This is a genomic window from Microvirgula aerodenitrificans DSM 15089 (assembly GCF_000620105.1).
In the GTDB taxonomy this organism is placed as follows: Bacteria; Pseudomonadota; Gammaproteobacteria; order Burkholderiales; family Aquaspirillaceae; genus Microvirgula; species Microvirgula aerodenitrificans.
In genome coordinates this window covers 235,148-252,975 of sequence record NZ_JHVK01000001.1, presented here as the reverse complement: position 1 = coordinate 252,975, position 17,828 = coordinate 235,148, and the positions used below count along the sequence as shown (strand labels likewise).

The window sequence follows — 17,828 nt, the reverse complement described above, 5'->3', positions numbered from 1 at the left end:
CAATCGTGGTTCCGGCTGGAGTGAAGTGCCAGCATCGCGTATCGTTTAACCGGGTACCAGTTCTTGCTTATCCTGGTATAAAAACTGCCCGTCACCGGAATGCCATCATGCCCAGCGCCCCCCAGACCGACGCCGCCGCCCACCGCACCCGCGAACTGGGTACCTTTCTGCGCAGCCGCAGGGAAAGTCTGGACCCGGTCCGCCTTGGCCTGCCGCGCGTCGGTCGCCGCCGCACCCCGGGCCTGCGCCGGGAAGAAGTCGCCCAGCTGGCCGAGGTCGGCGTCACCTGGTACACCTGGCTGGAACAGGGCCGGCCGATCCAGGCCTCGGCCAGATCGCTCGGCGCCATTGCCGTCGCCCTGCAGTGCAGTGCGGCGGAAACCCGCCATCTGTTCGCCCTTGCCGGCCTCGGTGAACCGGTTGCGCCCCACGCGCCCTCCTGCGAACGGCTGTCGACCGCTTCCCGCATCCTGCTCGACCAGCTCGATCCGCTGCCGGCCCTGATCCAGAATGCCCGCTTCGACATCCTCGGCTACAACCCGGCCTACAGCCGCCTGATCGGCGTCGATCTGACGCAGGTCCCGCATGAGGATCGCAACTGCATTTATCTGGCGCTGACCCACCCGGTCTGGCGCAGCCGGCTGGCCGACTGGAACGATATCCTGCCGCGCATGGTCGCCTCGTTCCGCGCCGCCATGGCCGGCCATCTGGAAGACCCGCAATGGGGCGCGCAATTGCAGCGTTTTCTCAGCATCTCCGCCGACTTCCGCGACACCTGGCAGCGCAATGAGGTGCGCAGCATCGAGAACCAGAGCAAACGCTTCCGCCACCCGCTCGTTGGTGTGCTGGAGCTACAGCAGGTCAATTGGTGGTCGGCACCAAGAAACGGCGATCGTTTGCTGGTGTACGTACCGGTCGATGCCGACAGCGAGCGGGCGTTGAAGCGGATCGCGGAAGACGGGGGACCATGACCGGACTCACCGGTGGCCACTTGCCGCTACCCCATTGATTCTCATCTGACCCCTGCATAAAAACCCGGAATTTTGCAGGGGTTCTTTATTGTCGCCAGAAAGGGTTTGTGGCGCCGGCGTCACACCCCGGCCGGTCACAGGATAATGAAGTGCAGGTCGCTCTCGTTCATCTGGTCGAGGCGGTCGATGGCGGCTTTAAACCTGGCACACGGGGGTCAGCCTGTTGCGGGCGGCAATCGATGGCACTATCCCGGTCATCGAGCGTGACCTCGACCTCATCGCTCTCCAGGCCGGCCTTGTCGGTAATGCGCAGGCTGATCAGACGGTCACGGAACGTGGCGGTAGTGTCCTTGCCATCGGCAAGGATCTGGAAATCCGGTCGCATGGGGCGCCCCCAAAAAAACAAAGCCCCATGCCGGTGGAAGGTCAACACCGACACCAGCCGCCGCATCTACCCATCAATGGTTTGACTTGGTACTACAATTTGGTACCATAAATCAATGAAACGCAGATACCAATCCACGCTGGAACTGATCTTCAAGCGCCCCGTCAGCGGCAACATCTGCTGGAAAGAGATTGAGGCCCTGCTCGTCGAACTGGGTGCCACGGTGGAAGAGCGCGAGGGTTCGCGCATCGGCGTGACGCTGTTCGGGTCGGTGCGCGTGTTTCACCCCCCCCCCCCCCCCGTCACCGGAGACAGACAAGGGTGCCGTAGTATCAGTCCGCAAGTGGTTGGAAGAAAACGGAGTCAAGCCATGAACAACATCATGATCATCAATGGCCAGAAGGCCGTCATTGCCTACGATCCCGAAATCGAGATGTTCCGCGGCGAGTTCATCGGTCTGAGCGGCGGAGCCGACTTCTATGCGGCGGATGTCGCCAGCCTCAAGGCCGAGGGCGAAACCTCTCTCCGGGTTTACTTGGCTATGTGCACGGAAAAGGGTATCGAGCCCTACAAGTCCTATTCTGGCAAATTCAACGTGCGCATTGATCCGGCCACTCATTCTGCGGCCGCCGTTTCTGCAGCCGCACAGGGGAAAAGCCTGAATGAGTGGGTAGCCGAAGCTATCGAAGAGTACGCTGAGCACGCTGCATAGGCATTCTGCCGCCGAGCCATTCAAGCGGCATCGGCATGCCGGCTTTCAAGTACAGCGAGACGAATGCCCGGTTCATCCCCGCGCACGCGGGGAACACTGATCGAACGGCACTACGACAGACGACGAGCAAGGGTCGCCAAGCCGGTCCGGTGACCTCACGACAACAGGTCAAGTTCCGAAAACACAAAATCATCTTCCGAAATTCAGCCTGGACCAGCAGGCGCCACAACGTCCGAAACGACACAAGCCCCTGATTCTGCTGAATCAGGGGCTTGTGAATTTTGGGGTGGATGATGGGGCTCGAACCCACGACAACTGGAATCACAATCCAGGACTCTACCAACTGAGCTACATCCACCACAGAAACCGGTACTACAACTCTTGCTGCTGACCACTCCGAGTGGCGCGCCCGACAGGATTCGAACCTGTGACCCTCGGCTTAGAAGGCCGATGCTCTATCCAACTGAGCTACGGGCGCACGGACCGTCGGGCGTTGCCTTGAATGGTCGGGGCGGTGGGATTCGAACTCACGACCCCCTGATCCCAAATCAGGTGCGCTAACCAGGCTGCGCTACGCCCCGAACAAGAGGACGCCACTATAAAAACCCGGACGATTCCTGTCAACACCTGTTGAGCAAAAAGCCCAAAAAATGCGAAAATCCGCTTTTCGGTTTCTGGTGTGAAAGCAAGGGCATGACGGCACAACTGATTGATGGAAAAACCATTTCCGCAGATCTGCTCGACCGGGTGGAAAACGGCGTAAAAATTCGTCTCGATGCAGGCAAACGCGCGCCGTGCCTCGCGGTCATCCTGGTCGGCAACAATCCGGCCTCGGAAGTCTATGTGCGCAACAAGAAGCGCTCGTGCGAGAAGGTCGGCATCACCTCGGTCGCCCATGACCTGCCGGCCACCACCACCGAAGCCGAGCTGCTGGCACTGATCGACCAGTTGAATGCACGCGACGACGTCGACGGCATTCTGGTGCAGCTGCCGCTGCCGGAGCACATCGCGTCGGAAACCGTGATCGAGCGCATTGCGCCGCACAAGGACGTCGACGGTTTCCACCCGTACAACATGGGTCGTCTGCTGGTGAAGATGCCGCTGATGCGCCCGTGCACGCCGCGCGGGGTGATGATCATGCTCGAACACACCGGCATCAACGTGAAGGGCATGAATGCCGTGGTGATCGGCCAGTCGAATATCGTCGGCCGGCCGATGGCGCTGGAACTGCTGATGGAACGCGCCACCGTGACCATCTGCCACAGCCAGACCCGCGACCTGCCGGCCAGGGTGCGCGACGCCGACCTGGTCGTTGCCGCCGTCGGCATCCCGCATTTCGTCAAGGGTGACTGGATCAAGCCGGGCGCCGTGGTCATTGACGTCGGCATCAACCGCCTCGACAACGGCAAGCTGGCCGGCGACGTCGATTTCGACGCCGCGCGCGAACGCGCGAGCTGGATCACGCCGGTGCCGGGTGGCGTGGGCCTGATGACCGTCGCCACGCTGCTGCAGAACACCCTCGACGCCGCCAACCGCAACGCGTAACCTCGCGCGCACTCCCGCCTTACGATATTGAGACGGGCTGCTTTTCGGGCAGCCCGTCGTGCATTTATACAGATTGATCATGAGCGAACAACATTCCGCCACGCTGTTGATGAGCTGCCCGGACCAGAAGGGTCTGGTCGCGGCCATCGCCAATTTCCTGATGACCTACAACGCCAACATCCTGCATGCCGACCAGCATCAGGATGCCGGCGAGAACCTGTTCCTGATGCGCGTGGAATGGGATCTGGACGGTTTCACCCTGCCGATGGAAAGCTTTGCCGCCGCGTTCCAGCCGATCGCCGACGAGCACCGGATGGACTGGAACGTGTCGCTGTCGTCGCGCAAGCCGCGGATGGCGATCTTCGTGTCGAAGTACGAGCACTGCCTGGTCGACCTGCTGCACCGCTGGCGCATCGGCGAGCTCGGCTGCGACATCCCGCTGGTGATCTCGAATCATGAAGACTGCCGCCGGCTGGTCGAGTTCAACGGCATTCCGTTCCATGTCGTGCCGGTCACCCGCGACAACAAGGCCGAAGCCGAAGCCGAGCAGTTCCGCCTGCTGGAAGAAGCCGGTATCGATTTCGTGGTGCTGGCGCGCTACATGCAGGTGCTGTCGGCCGACTTCGTCCGTCGCTACCCGAACCGCGTCATCAATATCCACCACAGTTTCCTGCCGGCCTTCGACGGCGCCAAACCGTACCATCGCGCCCACGCCCGCGGCGTGAAGCTGATCGGCGCCACCAGCCACTATGTAACCCAGGATCTCGACGAAGGCCCGATCATCGAGCAGGAAGTGGCCCGCATTTCGCACCGCGACGCGGTCGACGCGCTGATCGAAAAAGGCCGCGATCTGGAAAAGGTCGTGCTGTCGCGCGCCGTGCGCTGGCATGTGGACAACCGCGTGCTGTCGTACTGCAACAAGACGGTCGTGTTCGACTGATGCGACTGATCGACGACGCGCTGGAACTGGCCCGCTTCCGCATCTGGACGCTGGAGGCCTACCAGTATCCGTTCTGGCAGAGTGCGCTGCTGCTGACGCTGGTCGGCATCACCTCGGCCGCCAGCAACGAGGCGGTCGGCTTCGTGGCCGGCGCCGGCACGCGGATGCTGTTCTTCATCATCCTGACCTGGGCGGAAACGCTGCTGTTCATGGTGTTTATCGGCGGCTGGATGAAGCACGCCGGCTGGGAACGGCCGGCACCGCTGTTCGGCCTGATCGTGCTGACCTACGCCCCGCAGTTGCTGACGCCGCTGACCAGCTGGCTGCCGCCGGATGTCAGCCAGGGGCTGAACTTCGCGCTGTCGGTCTATTCGATCCTGCTGCTGATGCGCTCGCTGACCCTGATCAGCGGCCTGTCGCGCGGCCGGGTGATCGCCGGCATCCTGCTGTTCGCGCCGGTGTCGATCCTGGTGATGTCGCTGATGCTGAGCGTCGGCGTCTCGGCCGGCTGGATCGACCTGCCGGCCGACATGGCGGCATCCGTGTCGTCGTCCTCGTCATCCGGCGATGACGGCGGCAGTGCCGACGATGCGGCACTGCCGTAAAAACCCTGCCGGCATCAGCTGGCCGTCAGCAATGTGCCGACGGCCCTGTGCTACCATACCCGGCTGATTTTCTGTCGGTGGCGACGTGTTCGCCGCCTGCATGCGGCCCGATGCCGCCTAACGATGGAAACCTCATTCATGCAAGACAGCAAGACGCCGGCCCCGGCCGGCAAACATCCGTGGTGGATGAAGCACTTCCTGAAGCACGACATCCGCTTCATGAGCTACGGCAAGGTGACCACGCTCATCTCGCTGCTGACCTTCCTCGCCGCCGTCTTCTTCCTGTACGCCAAGGGCCTGAACTACTCGGTCGAATTCACCGGCGGTACGGTGATGGAAGTCCAGTACCAGCAGGCAGCGCAACCGGAAAAGATCCGTACCCAGATCGACGGCCTGCATATCGGTGACCCGGTGGTGCAGATGCTCGGCACCTCGCGCGACGTGCTGATCCGCCTGCCGAACATCAAGGACCGCACGTCGGCCCAGGTCTCCAACGAGGTGCTGACGGCACTGAAGTCCGGCGGTGACCAGGTCGAGATGCGCAAGGTCGAGTTCGTCGGCCCGCAGGTCGGCGAAGAACTGGTGACTCACGGCCTGACCGCGCTGACCATCGTCTGCCTCGGCATCATCGCCTACCTGGCCGTGCGCTTCGAGTGGCGCTTCGCCGTCGCGGCCGTGATTGCCAACATGCATGACGTGGTGATCATTCTCGGCTGCTTCGCGCTGTTCCAGTGGGAGTTCTCGCTGACGGTGCTGGCGGCGGTGCTGGCGGTACTTGGCTACTCGGTCAACGAATCGGTGGTGGTGTTCGACCGGATCCGGGAAAACTTCCGCAAGCCGGGCATGCGCGGCAAGAGCACGGCGGCAATCATCGACAACGCCATTACCGCAACCATGAGCCGGACCATCATCACCCACGGTTCGACCGAAATGATGGTGCTGTCGATGCTGTTCTTCGGCGGCCCGGCACTGCACGGCTTCGCCATGGCGCTGACCATCGGCATCGTGTTCGGCATCTACTCGTCGGTGCTGGTGGCCAGCCCGATCGCACTGGCGCTCGGCGTATCGCGCGAGCACATGATCAAGCCGGTCAAGCCGAAGGAAGAAGCGGTCGTCTGACCCCGCTGCGCTCGTCCGCGCTTCCGGGCGGGGTTATCGGCAGTGTGAACGTGCGGCTGCGGCCGCACGTTTTGCATGCCGCTCATTCATTCATCCTTAAGCTCCGGACTGGCACAGTCCGTCTTTTTCCCCGGTGCGCCCCATGGAATTCATCAGCTTCATCATCGATTTCATCCTCCATATCGATGTGCACCTGACCGAGCTGGTCGCCGCCTACGGGCCGTGGATCTACCTGATCCTGTTCCTGATCGTATTCTGTGAAACCGGGCTGGTGGTGATGCCGTTCCTGCCCGGTGATTCGCTGCTGTTCGTCGCCGGCGCCATTGCCGCGCTGGGCGGCATGGATGTCCACCTGCTGGTGATCACGCTGATCGCCGCCGCCGTGATCGGCGACACGGTCAATTACCAGATCGGCAAGTATTTCGGCCACCGGCTGTTCAGCAATCCGGATTCGCGCGTGTTCCGTCGCGCGTATCTGGAAAAAACCCACGACTTCTACGCCCGCCATGGCGGCAAGACCATCATCCTGGCGCGCTTCGTGCCGATCGTGCGCACCTTCGCGCCGTTTGTGGCCGGCATCGGCGGCATGGGTTATCGCAAATTCCTCAGCTTCAATCTGGTCGGCGCCGTGCTCTGGGTCGCCGGCATCTGCTACGCCGGTTATCTGTTCGGCAACCTGCCGGTCATCCGCAGCAATCTGTCGCTGCTGATCGTCGCCATCGTCTTTGTGTCCTTCCTGCCCGGCCTGATCGAACTGTGGCGCATACGCCGGCTGCGCTAAGCCGGTAAAATCGCGTTTTCTGCCGTTCCGCCGGAGCCCGCATGTCCCGCATCCACCGCCTGCCCGACCATCTCGTCAACCAGATTGCCGCCGGCGAGGTGGTGGAACGGCCGGCGTCGGCGCTGAAGGAACTGCTGGAGAACAGCCTCGACGCCGACGCCAGCCGCATCACCGTCGACCTTGGCCAGGGCGGCATCCAGCTGATCCGGGTCAACGACGACGGCAACGGCATCAGCCAGGACGACCTGTCACTGGCGCTGCACCGCCACGCCACCAGCAAGATCTCGTCACTGGACGATCTGGAGCAGGTGTCCACGCTCGGTTTCCGTGGCGAAGGTCTGGCCAGCATCGCTTCGGTCTCGCGGATGACACTGGTCAGCCGCACTGCCGACAGTGAACACGCCTGGTCGGTCTCGGCACTGGACGGCACACTGGAAGCACCGGAACCGGCCGCCCACGCCCCGGGCACCACGGTCGAAGTGGCCGACATCTATTTCAACACCCCGGCGCGGCGCAAATTCCTGAAAAGCGAATCGACCGAATTCGCCCACTGCGCAACCGTGTTCGAGCGCGTCGCCCTCGCCTACCCGCATGTCGAATTCCTGCTGCGCCACAATGGCCGGGTGGTGAACCGGCTGCCGTCCGAGTCGCTGGCCGACCGGGTCGGCCGGCTGCTGGGCAAGGACTTCGTTGCCGCGGCTCTGGATATCGACGAAGCGGCCGGCCCGCTGGCCATCGCCGGGTTCGCTGCCTCGCCATCACTGAGCAAGGCCGGCCGGGATGCGCAGTACTGCTTCGTCAATGGCCGTTTCGTCCGCGACAAGCTGCTGGCGCATGCCGTGCGCCAGGCCTACCGCGACGTGCTGCACCATGAACGCCAGCCATGCTACGCGCTGTTCCTGCGCGTGCCGCCGGAAGCGGTCGACGTCAATGTGCATCCGACCAAGGTCGAAGTGCGCTTCCGCGAATCCCAGGCCGTGCACCAGTTCGTGTTCCATGCCGTCAACCGGCGGCTGGCGACCACCCGCACCCGGGAAGCCGGCCAGGCCGACACCGGCGATGACCGCCCGGCCGATACCGATGCCCCCGATACCGACGCCCCCGCCATCCGGCCCGACACGGCCTCGCCGACGCCACACTACAGTGCAGGCGGCAATGGCAGTACCGGCTTCGCCTATCGCGGCGGCACCCGGCCGCTGGACCTGAAAGCGGCCGAAGGCGGGCTGGACACCTACCGCCTGCTGTTCGGCGACATCGAATCCCGGGAACGCGCCAGTGCCGGCGTCCGGCCCGCCGGCAGCGATGACGGCGATGCGCCAGCACCACAGACCGGCTCGCCGCTCGCGCCGGCGCCGGCACTGACAACCGGCGACGACACCCTGCCGCCGCTGGGCTTCGCCATTGCCCAGTTGCATGGCGTCTACGTGCTGGCACAAAACGCCGCCGGGCTGATCATCGTCGACATGCACGCGGCACACGAACGCATTGTCTACGAACGGCTGAAGCGCGCGTTCGACCGCGACGGGCTGCCGAACCAGCCGCTGCTGATTCCGGTCACCTTCCCGGCCGACCGCTTTGAAGTCGCCACCGCCGCCGACCAGGCCGAACTGCTGGCAAGGCTGGGCTTCGAGCTGACCGTGCTCGGCCCGGCGCAGCTGGCGGTCCGCGCCCGCCCGGCGCTGCTGGCTGATGCCGACCCGGTATCGCTGGCGCGGGCCACGCTGGCCGAAGTGCGCGAGCTCGGCGCCAGCGAGGCGATTACCGCCCGCCGCGACGAGATGCTGGCCACCATGGCCTGCCATGGCGCAGTCCGCGCCAACCGGCCGCTGACGCTGACCGAAATGAACGCGCTGCTGCGCGACATGGAAGCCACCGAACGCTCCGACCAGTGCAACCACGGCCGGCCGACCTGGCGGCAACTGAGCATGAAAGAGCTGGACGGGCTGTTCCTGCGCGGCCAGTAACCACGCCTCGTCCCCTTGGCGTCACGGGCGGGTTCGCAGTTACACTCACCCTCCCGTCATTCGTGTCTGGCAGTCTGACCCATGCGTGCTTTCAAGGATTTGTCGCTGTCGGCGATCATCGCCGGCTTCGTGACCGTGCTGGTCGGCTTTACCAGCTCGGCCGTCATCGTGTTCCAGGCCGCTGAGGCATCAGGCGCCAATGCGGCCGAAGTCGCCTCCTGGATGTGGGCGCTCGGCCTCGGCATGGGCCTGACCTGCATCGTGCTGTCGCTGCGCTACCGGGTGCCCATCGTCACCGCTTGGTCGACACCGGGCGCCGCCATGCTGATTACCGGCGCTGCCGGCGTGCCGATGAGCGAGGCCATCGGCGCCTTTGTCGTCTCGGCGGCACTGATCACCGCAGCCGGATTCTCCGGCGTGTTCGAGCGGGCAATAAAGCGCATTCCGGTCTCGCTGGCCGCCGGCATGCTGGCCGGCGTCCTGTTGCGTTTCGGCCTCAATGTGTTCGTCGCCCTGCAGGCGCAGTTCCTGCTGGTCGTGAGCATGTGCGCCGTCTACCTGCTTGCCCGCCGTCTGCTGCCGCGCTACGCCATCATTCTCGCGCTGGCGGCCGGCCTGGCCGTGGCGCTGCTGCATGGACAGCTGCACTTCGGCGATGTGCGACTGGAACTGGCCACGCCGGTGTTCACCCTGCCGTCGTTCTCGTTCGCCGCGCTGGTCGGCATCGCCCTGCCGCTGTTCGTCGTCACCATGGCATCGCAGAATGTGCCCGGCGTCGCCGTGATCCGCGCTTCCGGCTACGACGTGCCCGTGTCGCCACTGGTCGGCTGGACCGGTCTGACCACGCTGCTGCTGGCGCCATTCGGCGCCTATGCGCTGAATCTGGCCGCCATCACCGCCGCCATCTGCATGGGCCGCGAGGCGCATGAAGACCCGTCGCGCCGCTATATGGCCGCCGTATCGGCCGGGGTGTTCTACCTGCTGATCGGCGCCTTTGGCGCCACGGTCGGTGCGGTGTTCTCCGCCCTGCCGAAGGAACTGGTGCTGGCCATAGCCGGTCTGGCGCTGCTCGGCACCATCGGCAACGGCCTGGCGGTCGCCCTGCGCGAGGACAGCGATCGCGAGCCGGCGCTGATCACCTTTCTGGTCACCGCGTCCGGCGTCACCCTGGCCGGCGTCGGTTCGGCCTTCTGGGGGCTGGTCGCCGGCGTGATTGCGCTGCTGGTGCTGCGCGTGCGGAACCGGTGAGGCGGGCAGGCTCACCGGCACCATTTCGTTTATTGCGATTTTCGATTATTTCGTTTACGGTGTACCTGTCCGATATGGCTAAACAAGGGAAACAAGCCATGACCCCAGTTCTGTCAGCCGAAATGACGCTCCCGGCGGCGCGGGAGGCACAGCTGGCCGGTGAAGGGCGACGTGCGCTGGCCGCCTGCCTGGCAAGCGGCCCCGGCACCCAGCGCCTGCAGATACTCGATGAACAGAATCAGTCCCACCAGCTGGATCTGCCCATCTCTGCCCTGCGCCTGCTGCTGGATATCCTGGCCGAACAGGCAGAAGGCAATACCGTCAAAGTCGTTCCCGTGCATGCCGAACTGACCACACAGGAAGCGGCGGATCTGCTGAATGTCTCACGCCCGCATCTGGTCAAGCTGCTCGATAACGACGCTTTGCCCTGCCACAGGACAGGCAAGCATCGACGTATCCGGCTCACCGACCTGATGCGTTTCAAGGCTGAACGTGATCACAACAGTGAGCAGGCCATGGCTGCACTGGCCAGCCAGGCCCAGGCGCTGGGCATGGGCTACGACTGATGGCGACGCCCTTTGTCGCCCTCTGCGATGCCTGCGTCCTCTACCCTGCACCACTGCGGGACCTGCTGATATGGCTCGGACTGTCAGGGCAGTTCCGGGCACGATGGAGCCCGCAAATCCACGCCGAATGGCAGCGCAACCTGCTGAAGAACCGCCCGGACCTGACACCCCGGCAAGTCAGCCGCACCGCAGCCCTGATGGACCAGGCCATCCCGGATGCCGTGGTGACAGGTCATGAACACCTGATAGAAGCGCTGGCCTTGCCTGATGCTGATGACCGCCATGTGCTGGCCGCAGCCATACACGGCAATGCCAGCGTGATCGTGACTTTCAATGAAAAAGACTTTCCGTCCAGGGTACTGTCAGGCTACGGAATCGACGCTCAGCATCCGGACAGCTTTATCGAAAACCTGTTCGATCTGGATCAGGCAGCCGTCGTCCAGGCAGCCCGGAAACAGCGAGAGCAGCTCAGAAATCCACCGATAGCGGTGGATCACTACCTCGCCATTCTGCTGAAGCAGGGCCTGGTGCGGACAAGCAAACTGCTTTCGTCTTTCCGGGGCATTCTCTAGCCTTTTTCCAACCAGCGTATGGATTGCCGCCAGCCTGTTCCTGTATTTTTTTGCCGGTGCCTGCTGACTGCCCGTGGTCTGGCTGCAGATACGCATGCAGCGCCTCGCCAGCGAAGCCATGGTCCGGGGCACGCCCCTGCCCGCGCGGTACTGGACCATGACCCGGTGGTGGTTCTGGCTCGGCGTCCCGGCCTTTCTCTCGATGGTACGGGTCGTGGCACTGATGGTCTTCAAACACTTTCCGGGAGCCGGATCATGAAAAGTCTGATACAGCAGGTGCTCGGCGCCGACTGGGATGCCCTGCCGCCAGCGCTGCAGGCCCATTACCACTTCGGCACGACAAGCGACACCGGCCGGATGGATATCGAATGCCCCCGGTTCATGCAGCCGTTCCTGCATCTGCCCGGCCTGTGCGGTGTACTGGTTAATTGAACCGGTCAGCGCTGCGGCGACGCCAGGAATGCAGGCAGGCGTTCCGCGCGCAGCGAGAAGTCGGCCAGCAGCGGGCAGGCGTCGGGGGCAAGGAGGTCCGGCAGCATCAGTTGCATGAATGCCCAGGCCACGGCAACCGACAGATCGGCCTGTGTCATGAGGGCGGCGTCGGCCGACAGTGGTGTGGCTGCCGCTTCCTGCTCGATGGCCGACCAGGCCGCAACGAGCTGGCTGCCGATCCTGTCCAGCCAGGGCTGATGCTGCTTCCCGGCCGGTCGAAGGTTTTGCTCGTAGACGATCTGCACCGTTTTCTCGCAGGCGACCAGCGCCAGCCCGGTGAGACGCAGCGCGCGGACCCGTTCGCTGGCGGCAGCCGGCATCAGGGAGCGGCAGCTCACTCCCTCGGCGTAGTCGATGATCAGCGAGGAATCCATCAGCACAGTGCCGTCGTCGCAGATCAGCGTCGGTGCCTTCACCACCGGATTGATCTCGCGAAACCGGTCAAAGTCACTGAATACCGACAGCGGCCGGTGTTCGAAGGGCAGCCCCAGCAGCCGCAGGGAAATCGCCGTGCGCCGCACGTAGGGTGAATCCAGCATTCCGATGAGTTGCATTTGTCCTCCCGAGGAAAGTACCCCACGATACCGGGGATGCCATTCGTGGCGAATGGCAGTTCATCGAAAATCCGCCCTCCTGACCGATGATTCATCGGTCAGCAACCCGATCGGAAGCACATGCCTGTCGACAAGAAGGACCGCCAGATCCTGGAAGCGCTCCAGGCTGACGCACGCCAGAGCCTGGCGGCACTGGGAAAGAAGATCGGCCTTTCACAGCCGGCGATGAGTGAGCGCGTGCGCAAGCTGGAACACAGCGGCGTTATCGAAGGGTACGGCGCCCGCGTCAACCTGCGCGCGCTGGGCGTCGGCCTGGAAGCCATTATCCGGATCAGGACCACGCATGCCGGCATCGCCCGGTATCTGGCGCTGTTCGAGGCCATGCCCGAGGTGCTGAGCGCTGACCGCGTGACCGGCGAAGACTGCTTTATCGTGCGCTGCGCCATCGCCGAGCCGCAGGACCTGGAACGCGTCGTGGATGCCCTGGCCGTCGAGGGCGCGGTGACGACCTCACTGGTGCTGTCGAGCCCGGTCCGCAAACACGTGACGGTGCAGGCGGTAAAGATCACGCCGTAACGGCCCCCCGGGCAGACGCGCTACGCCTGGTCCTGTTGCCCGGCCCAGGTACGGATCTGGTCGATGGTCGCCGTCGCGCCGCCGCATACGATCACCAGCACCTTGCGGCAGGCGGCCAGGGCGGTGGCCTGCTCGTAGACCGCGGCCAGCGCTGCGCCACAGGCCGGTTCGACCAGAATGCGGTGATCGGTCAGAAAACGCTCGCAGGCAGCAAGGGCGCTGCGATCCGGTATCACCAGACTGTGGACCGGGTGTGTCTGCGCGCAGTGCCATGCCTGCTCGCACACCTGCTTGGCACCCAGCGAAGTGGCAATACTGCTGATCCGCTCCAGCGCCACCGGATGCCCGGCCTGCACGGCGGCCTGGAACGAGGCCGCCCCTTCGGTTTCCACCGCCAGCACCGGCACGTCATGCCAGCCATTGCGCTGCAGACCCGCCACGACGCCGGACAGCAGACCGCCACCACCGACCGACAGCACCACGGCATCCGGCTTGCCACTGGCCCGGGCGACTTCGTCGATCATCGTCGCATGACCCTCCCACAGCAGCGGATCATCGAACGGATGCAGGAAGGCATCGCTCGCACCCAGCAGGGTTTGTGCATGCTGGTTGGCCTCCTGCCAGGAACTGCCGTGCACGATGACATCGGCCCCTTCCAGAGCCAGTAGTTCTTTCGCCCGTGCCGTCGTCGTTTCCGGCACCACGACCGTGACCGGCAGCCCCAGACAACGCCCGGCATAGGCGACGGCCAGCCCGGCATTGCCGCCGGATGACGACACGAAACGCTGCGCCCCGCGCTGCCGGTAAACGGTGCATGCGTGGCCGATACCCCGGATCTTGAACGACCCTGGCACTTGCAGCGCCTCCAGCTTCAGCCAGACGGACTGGCCGCTCAGCACGCTCAACGGGCGTGATTCCATCAACGGGGTTTCAATGTGCAGTGGCATGGCAGTGTGTTTCCGGGCGGAGGCACAAGATAGCACGGGTTTTCGCCGGCTCCCCAATGGCAAACATCTTGTCCGACAATCCTGATGACGCGCGTTCGGCAAACGGGCATCATGACGAAAGGATAATCACGACGGACTCGCCCCGCCATGCAACGATTCGACTTTTCCCACCCGCCTTTCGACGTTCTGGGGCCGGCCGAGCGCAGCCGGGTCGAGCAGGCAGTCGACATCCTGTACTTTGCGGCCGAAGCGGTGATTCTGGCTCCGGGCGAGGCGGTCGAACACATGTTCGTGGTCATGAAGGGCATGGCCTGCGAGCGCGCCGATGATGGCGAGATCGTCGCCGTCTTCCGCGAGAACGACACCTTCGACAGTCGTGCGCTGATCGCCGGCCGCGCCGGCCACCGCATTGACGCGCATGAGGAAACGCTGCTGTTCGCGATCCCGAAGGCGGTAGTCATGGCGCTGATCGACGGCAACAGCCTGTTCGCCGCCTTTTTCTTCCAGAGCGCGGCACAGAAATTCGCTGCGCTGGCCGGTCGCGGCAACAATCGCGAGTTGCAGACCATCCTGACCGCCTCGGTACGGGACGCCGTCGTGAAACCGGCGGTGTTCCTGCCCGCCGATGCCACCGTTTTCGACGCCGCCGTCGCCATGCGCGACCACAAAGTGCGCTCGGTGCTGGTCGGTGCCACTGACCGGGTCGGCATCTTCACCACCAGCGATTGCCGTGACGTGATCATCAACGGCACGCCGTCCGACACCCCGCTGGACGCACTGTGCCGCTTTGAACTGATTACCGTCGACATCGACGACTACCTGTTCGACGCCCTGCTGATCATGACCCGCCACATCATCCAGCGCGTGGTCGTCACCGAGGAAGGCCGCCCGGTCGGCGTACTGGAACAGATCGACCTGCTGTCGTACTTCTCCAACCATTCGCACCTGATCGCCCAGCAGCTGGAAGTCGCCGACTCGCTGGACGCGCTGCGCGCGGTCGCCGCGCAGATGGAGACACTGATCGCCATGCTGGCCGGCCACGGCGTCAAGGCACGCGAACTGGCCCGGCTGATGCAGGCGCTGAACGGCAAACTGTTCGCCCGCGCCTGGGAACTGATCGCGCCGGACGGGCTGTTCGCCAACAGCTGTCTGGTGGTGATGGGATCGGAAGGCCGTGGCGAACAGATCATCAAGACCGATCAGGACAATGCCCTGATCGTGCGCGACGGCTACCCGCTCGACGGGGTCATGGTCGCCTGCGAGGCGTTCTCCGCCGCGCTGGCCGATTTCGGCTACCCGCCATGCCCGGGCCGCATCATGGTCAACAACCCGGAATGGGTGCAGTCGCAGACCGGCTTCCGCAACATGCTGTATCGCTGGATCTACCAGCCGGACGAGGCGGCACAGATGAAGCTGGCCATCTTCGTCGATGCCAGCACCGTTGCCGGCGATGCCTCGCTGCTGCAACAGGCTCGCGAGTACCTGTTCGGCATCATGCACGACGACGCGTCCTATTTCGCCCGCTTCGCCCGTGCCGTCGACCAGTTCGACGCGCCGATGGGACGGCTGTCGCAGTGGCTGGGCAGTGGTCGCCACGGCGCCGAGCTGCTCGACCTGAAAAAGACCGGCATCTTCCCCATCGTCCATGGCGTGCGTGCCTATGCGCTGGAGTCCGGCCTCGACGATACCAACACCTTTGACCGGCTGACCGCGCTGGCGGCGGCCGGCCGCCTCGACGGCGAACTGGCGCACGACACGGCCGAAGCCCTGTCCTTCCTGCTCGAACTGCGACTGGCTCACGGTCTGGAGGCACAGAAACTCGGCCAGAAGGTCGATACCCAGATCGATGCCGCCCGCCTGTCGACACTGGAGCGCGACCTGCTGAAGGATGCGCTGGCCGTGGTCAAGCGCTTCAAGACCATCGTCCGCCACCACTTCAAGAGCGGGGCTTTCTGATGTGGGCAAAACTGCGCACGACGCTGGCGCGGCGGCGCCTGCGCCCGGAATGGCTCGGCCTGCTCGATACCCCGACCGACGAATATGTGTCCCTCGACTGCGAAACCACCAGCCTGAATGTGCGCGAGGCCGAGATCCTGTCCATCGGCGCAGTGCGGCTGACGCCGGGCCATATTCACGCCAGCGAATCGCTGTACCTGCTGGTCAAGCCGGAGCGGCTGCCCGAGCCGGGCAGCGTGGTAGTGCACGGCCTGCGCCCGAGTGACCTGTCCGATGGCCTGCCGCCGGCCGAGGCGGTCAGCCGCCTGCTGGAATTCATCGGCGGCCGCACGCTGGTCGGCTATTACCTCGAATACGATGTGGCGGTGCTGAACAAATACGTGCGCCCGCTGATCGGCACCGGTCTGCCACAGCCGCAGATCGATGTCTCCGGGCTGTATTACGACTGGAAGCTGAAACAGACGCCGAACGGCTATGTCGATCTGCGTCTGCAATCCATCCTCGACGAGCTGCACCTGCCGTCGCTGGGCCGGCATGATGCGCTGACCGATGCCATTACCGCCGCCGTGATCTGGCAGGCAATGGCCAGCCGCGGGCATCCGGGGTGATGCCTGCGGCGGGCGGGCACCGACGCCAGCAGGAACGTCGGTGTCTTTCCTGGCTACATCGCGTTGCGGAACAGGGCTTCGATCTCCTGCTGGCTGGCCGGACGCGGATTGGTCAGCCCGCAGGCGTCCTTCAGGGCATTGGCCGCCAGCAGCGGAATGTCTTCCGCCTTGACCCCGAGGCTGCTCAGACCGGCCGGAATGCCGACATCCTCTGACAGCTGACGGATCGCCGTCAGGCACGCCTCGGCACCGGCCTGCCCGCCGCCGGAGACGCTGCCGCCCATCGCCCGCGCCACATCGGCAAGCCGGTCCGCCGAGGTGGCGGCATTGAATGCCTGCACGTGCGGCAGCAGCACCGCGTTGCACACGCCATGCGGCAGGTCATAGACGCCGCCAAGCTGGTGCGCCATCGCATGCACGTAGCCGAGCGATGCATTGTTGAAGGCCATGCCGGCGAGGAATTGCGCGTAGGCCATCTGTTCGCGGGCCTCGGCATTGCCGCCGTTGGCCACCGCGCTGCGCAGGTGGCGCGAAATCAGATCGACCGCCTTCAGTGCACAGGCATCGGTAATCGGCGTCGAGGCGGTCGACACATAGGCCTCGACCGCATGGGTCAGCGCATCCATGCCGGTGGCTGCGGTCAGCGACGGCGGCATGCCGGCCATCAGCGCCGGGTCGTTGACCGACAGCAGCGGGGTCACGTTGCGGTCGACAATGGCCATTTTCACGTGCCGCTGCTCGTCGGTGATGATGCAGAACCGCGTCATCTCGCTGGCGGTGCCGGCGGTCGTGTTGATGGCGATCAGCGGCAGTTGCGGCCGGGTCGAACGGTCGACGCCCTCATAGTCGGAAATATGCCCGCCATTGGTCGCGCACAGCGCGATGCCCTTGGCGCAGTCATGCGGCGAGCCGCCGCCGAGCGAGACGATCGCGTCGCAGTCGGCGGCCTTCAGCGCCGCCAGCCCGGCTTCGACGTTGGCCACGGTCGGGTTCGGCTTGGCGCCGTCGAATACCGTTGACTGGATATCCGCATCGACCAGCAACTGCTGGATGCGGGCCGCCATGCCGGAACGGGCCAGACCGGCATCGGTCACGATCAGCAGCCGGCGCAGCCCGTGGCGGCGAATGGTCGCCACGGCCTCGCTGATGCAGCCGGTGCCCATGATATTGACGGACGGAATGAAAAACGTAGTGGTGGCCATGCCATGTCTCCTGTGTTGTTTTTGACTTCAGGTATGCCAGTGCGCCCGCCACGGGCAGCGTGCCCCGTGGCGGGAAAAGGGGAAA

20 protein-coding genes and 3 tRNA genes are annotated in these 17,828 nt (G+C 64.4%); 16 read left to right on the top strand and 7 right to left on the bottom strand.

Translation table 11 applies throughout. The features are described from left to right. Positions 1-107: 107 nt before the first annotated feature. Positions 108-971, top strand: a complete 864-nt coding sequence (locus tag Q352_RS0101225; protein ID WP_028497749.1) for a helix-turn-helix transcriptional regulator — start codon at positions 108-110, stop codon at positions 969-971. Positions 972-1,137: 166 nt separating this feature from the next. Here the strand turns inward: Q352_RS0101225 and Q352_RS0101220 are convergent, their stop codons facing one another. After that, positions 1,138-1,356 carry a hypothetical protein gene (locus Q352_RS0101220; protein WP_156952445.1) on the bottom strand — a complete coding sequence of 73 codons (219 nt, stop codon included), beginning with the start codon at positions 1,354-1,356 and terminating at the stop codon, positions 1,138-1,140. 115 nt (positions 1,357-1,471) lie between these two features. On the opposite strand from Q352_RS0101220, the gene Q352_RS23990 reads away from it, so the two are divergent. Then, on the top strand, positions 1,472-2,068 hold the full coding sequence (locus Q352_RS23990) for a toxin-antitoxin system HicB family antitoxin (protein ID WP_244879549.1): 597 nt from the start codon (positions 1,472-1,474) through the stop codon (positions 2,066-2,068). A 282-nt stretch (positions 2,069-2,350) separates the two neighbouring features. On the opposite strand, the gene Q352_RS0101210 is transcribed toward Q352_RS23990, so the two are convergent. The 3 genes from Q352_RS0101210 to Q352_RS0101200 all read right to left on the bottom strand — a co-directional run bounded on the left by Q352_RS0101210 (position 2,351) and on the right by Q352_RS0101200 (position 2,649). Continuing rightward, a tRNA-His gene (locus Q352_RS0101210) sits at positions 2,351-2,426 on the bottom strand. Positions 2,427-2,469: 43 nt separating this feature from the next. Then, a tRNA-Arg gene (locus Q352_RS0101205) sits at positions 2,470-2,546 on the bottom strand. 25 nt (positions 2,547-2,571) lie between these two features. Next, a tRNA-Pro gene (locus Q352_RS0101200) sits at positions 2,572-2,649 on the bottom strand. Positions 2,650-2,761: 112 nt separating this feature from the next. Here Q352_RS0101200 and folD point away from each other — a divergent pair. From folD to Q352_RS23155, 11 genes are all read left to right on the top strand, one after another. After that, positions 2,762-3,613, top strand: a complete 852-nt coding sequence (folD, locus tag Q352_RS0101195; RefSeq protein ID WP_028497746.1) for a bifunctional methylenetetrahydrofolate dehydrogenase/methenyltetrahydrofolate cyclohydrolase FolD — start codon at positions 2,762-2,764, stop codon at positions 3,611-3,613. A 79-nt stretch (positions 3,614-3,692) separates the two neighbouring features. After that, positions 3,693-4,553: a formyltetrahydrofolate deformylase gene (purU, locus tag Q352_RS0101190; RefSeq protein WP_028497745.1), complete on the top strand. Its 861-nt coding sequence runs from the start codon at positions 3,693-3,695 to the stop codon at positions 4,551-4,553. Further along, positions 4,553-5,158, top strand: coding sequence for a hypothetical protein (locus Q352_RS0101185; RefSeq protein WP_028497744.1), 606 nt, complete (start codon positions 4,553-4,555; stop codon positions 5,156-5,158). The genes purU and Q352_RS0101185 overlap by 1 nt, the downstream gene beginning before the upstream one ends. 186 nt (positions 5,159-5,344) lie before the next feature. Further along, positions 5,345-6,277: a protein translocase subunit SecF gene (gene secF / locus Q352_RS0101180; RefSeq protein ID WP_028497743.1), complete on the top strand. Its 933-nt coding sequence runs from the start codon at positions 5,345-5,347 to the stop codon at positions 6,275-6,277. A 142-nt stretch (positions 6,278-6,419) separates the two neighbouring features. Next, complete coding sequence (locus Q352_RS0101175; protein WP_028497742.1) at positions 6,420-7,058, top strand: DedA family protein; 639 nt, start codon at positions 6,420-6,422, stop codon at positions 7,056-7,058. A gap of 41 nt (positions 7,059-7,099) precedes the next feature. After that, complete coding sequence (gene mutL, locus Q352_RS0101170) at positions 7,100-9,022, top strand: DNA mismatch repair endonuclease MutL (protein WP_028497741.1); 1,923 nt, start codon at positions 7,100-7,102, stop codon at positions 9,020-9,022. A gap of 81 nt (positions 9,023-9,103) precedes the next feature. Next, entirely contained in the window at positions 9,104-10,270 is a 1,167-nt protein-coding gene (locus tag Q352_RS0101165) for a benzoate/H(+) symporter BenE family transporter (protein WP_028497740.1), read from the top strand. A 32-nt stretch (positions 10,271-10,302) separates the two neighbouring features. Then, positions 10,303-10,836, top strand: coding sequence for a helix-turn-helix domain-containing protein (locus tag Q352_RS0101160; protein WP_233495187.1), 534 nt, complete (start codon positions 10,303-10,305; stop codon positions 10,834-10,836). Next, entirely contained in the window at positions 10,836-11,408 is a 573-nt protein-coding gene (locus tag Q352_RS0101155) for a PIN domain-containing protein (RefSeq protein ID WP_036384697.1), read from the top strand. The genes Q352_RS0101160 and Q352_RS0101155 overlap by 1 nt, the downstream gene beginning before the upstream one ends. Positions 11,409-11,481: 73 nt before the next feature. Further along, positions 11,482-11,667: a DUF2269 family protein gene (locus Q352_RS22555; protein WP_255420181.1), complete on the top strand. Its 186-nt coding sequence runs from the start codon at positions 11,482-11,484 to the stop codon at positions 11,665-11,667. After that, a complete protein-coding gene (locus tag Q352_RS23155) occupies positions 11,664-11,840 on the top strand; it encodes a hypothetical protein (protein ID WP_156952444.1) in 177 nt (58 codons plus the stop codon). The genes Q352_RS22555 and Q352_RS23155 overlap by 4 nt, the downstream gene beginning before the upstream one ends. 5 nt (positions 11,841-11,845) lie before the next feature. Here the strand turns inward: Q352_RS23155 and Q352_RS0101140 are convergent, their stop codons facing one another. Next, positions 11,846-12,454, bottom strand: a complete 609-nt coding sequence (locus Q352_RS0101140) for a glutathione S-transferase (RefSeq protein WP_028497737.1) — start codon at positions 12,452-12,454, stop codon at positions 11,846-11,848. Between the two features lie 120 nt (positions 12,455-12,574). Here Q352_RS0101140 and Q352_RS0101135 point away from each other — a divergent pair, with 120 nt between their 5' ends. Beyond that, the gene (locus Q352_RS0101135) at positions 12,575-13,030 is read left to right on the top strand and encodes an Lrp/AsnC family transcriptional regulator (protein ID WP_028497736.1); all 456 of its coding nucleotides are present in this window, start codon (positions 12,575-12,577) and stop codon (positions 13,028-13,030) included. A 20-nt stretch (positions 13,031-13,050) separates the two neighbouring features. Here Q352_RS0101135 and Q352_RS0101130 read toward each other — a convergent pair whose 3' ends face one another. Continuing rightward, complete coding sequence (locus Q352_RS0101130) at positions 13,051-13,977, bottom strand: pyridoxal-phosphate dependent enzyme (protein ID WP_028497735.1); 927 nt, start codon at positions 13,975-13,977, stop codon at positions 13,051-13,053. Between the two features lie 147 nt (positions 13,978-14,124). On the opposite strand from Q352_RS0101130, the gene Q352_RS0101125 reads away from it, so the two are divergent. Continuing rightward, positions 14,125-15,933 (top strand): putative nucleotidyltransferase substrate binding domain-containing protein, encoded by a 1,809-nt coding sequence (locus Q352_RS0101125; protein ID WP_028497734.1) that lies wholly within the window; start codon positions 14,125-14,127, stop codon positions 15,931-15,933. Continuing rightward, complete coding sequence (locus Q352_RS0101120) at positions 15,933-16,541, top strand: 3'-5' exonuclease (RefSeq protein ID WP_028497733.1); 609 nt, start codon at positions 15,933-15,935, stop codon at positions 16,539-16,541. The genes Q352_RS0101125 and Q352_RS0101120 overlap by 1 nt, the downstream gene beginning before the upstream one ends. Positions 16,542-16,594: 53 nt before the next feature. Here Q352_RS0101120 and yiaY read toward each other — a convergent pair whose 3' ends face one another. Continuing rightward, on the bottom strand, positions 16,595-17,743 hold the full coding sequence (gene yiaY / locus Q352_RS0101115) for an L-threonine dehydrogenase (protein ID WP_028497732.1): 1,149 nt from the start codon (positions 17,741-17,743) through the stop codon (positions 16,595-16,597). Positions 17,744-17,828 lie beyond the last annotated feature (85 nt).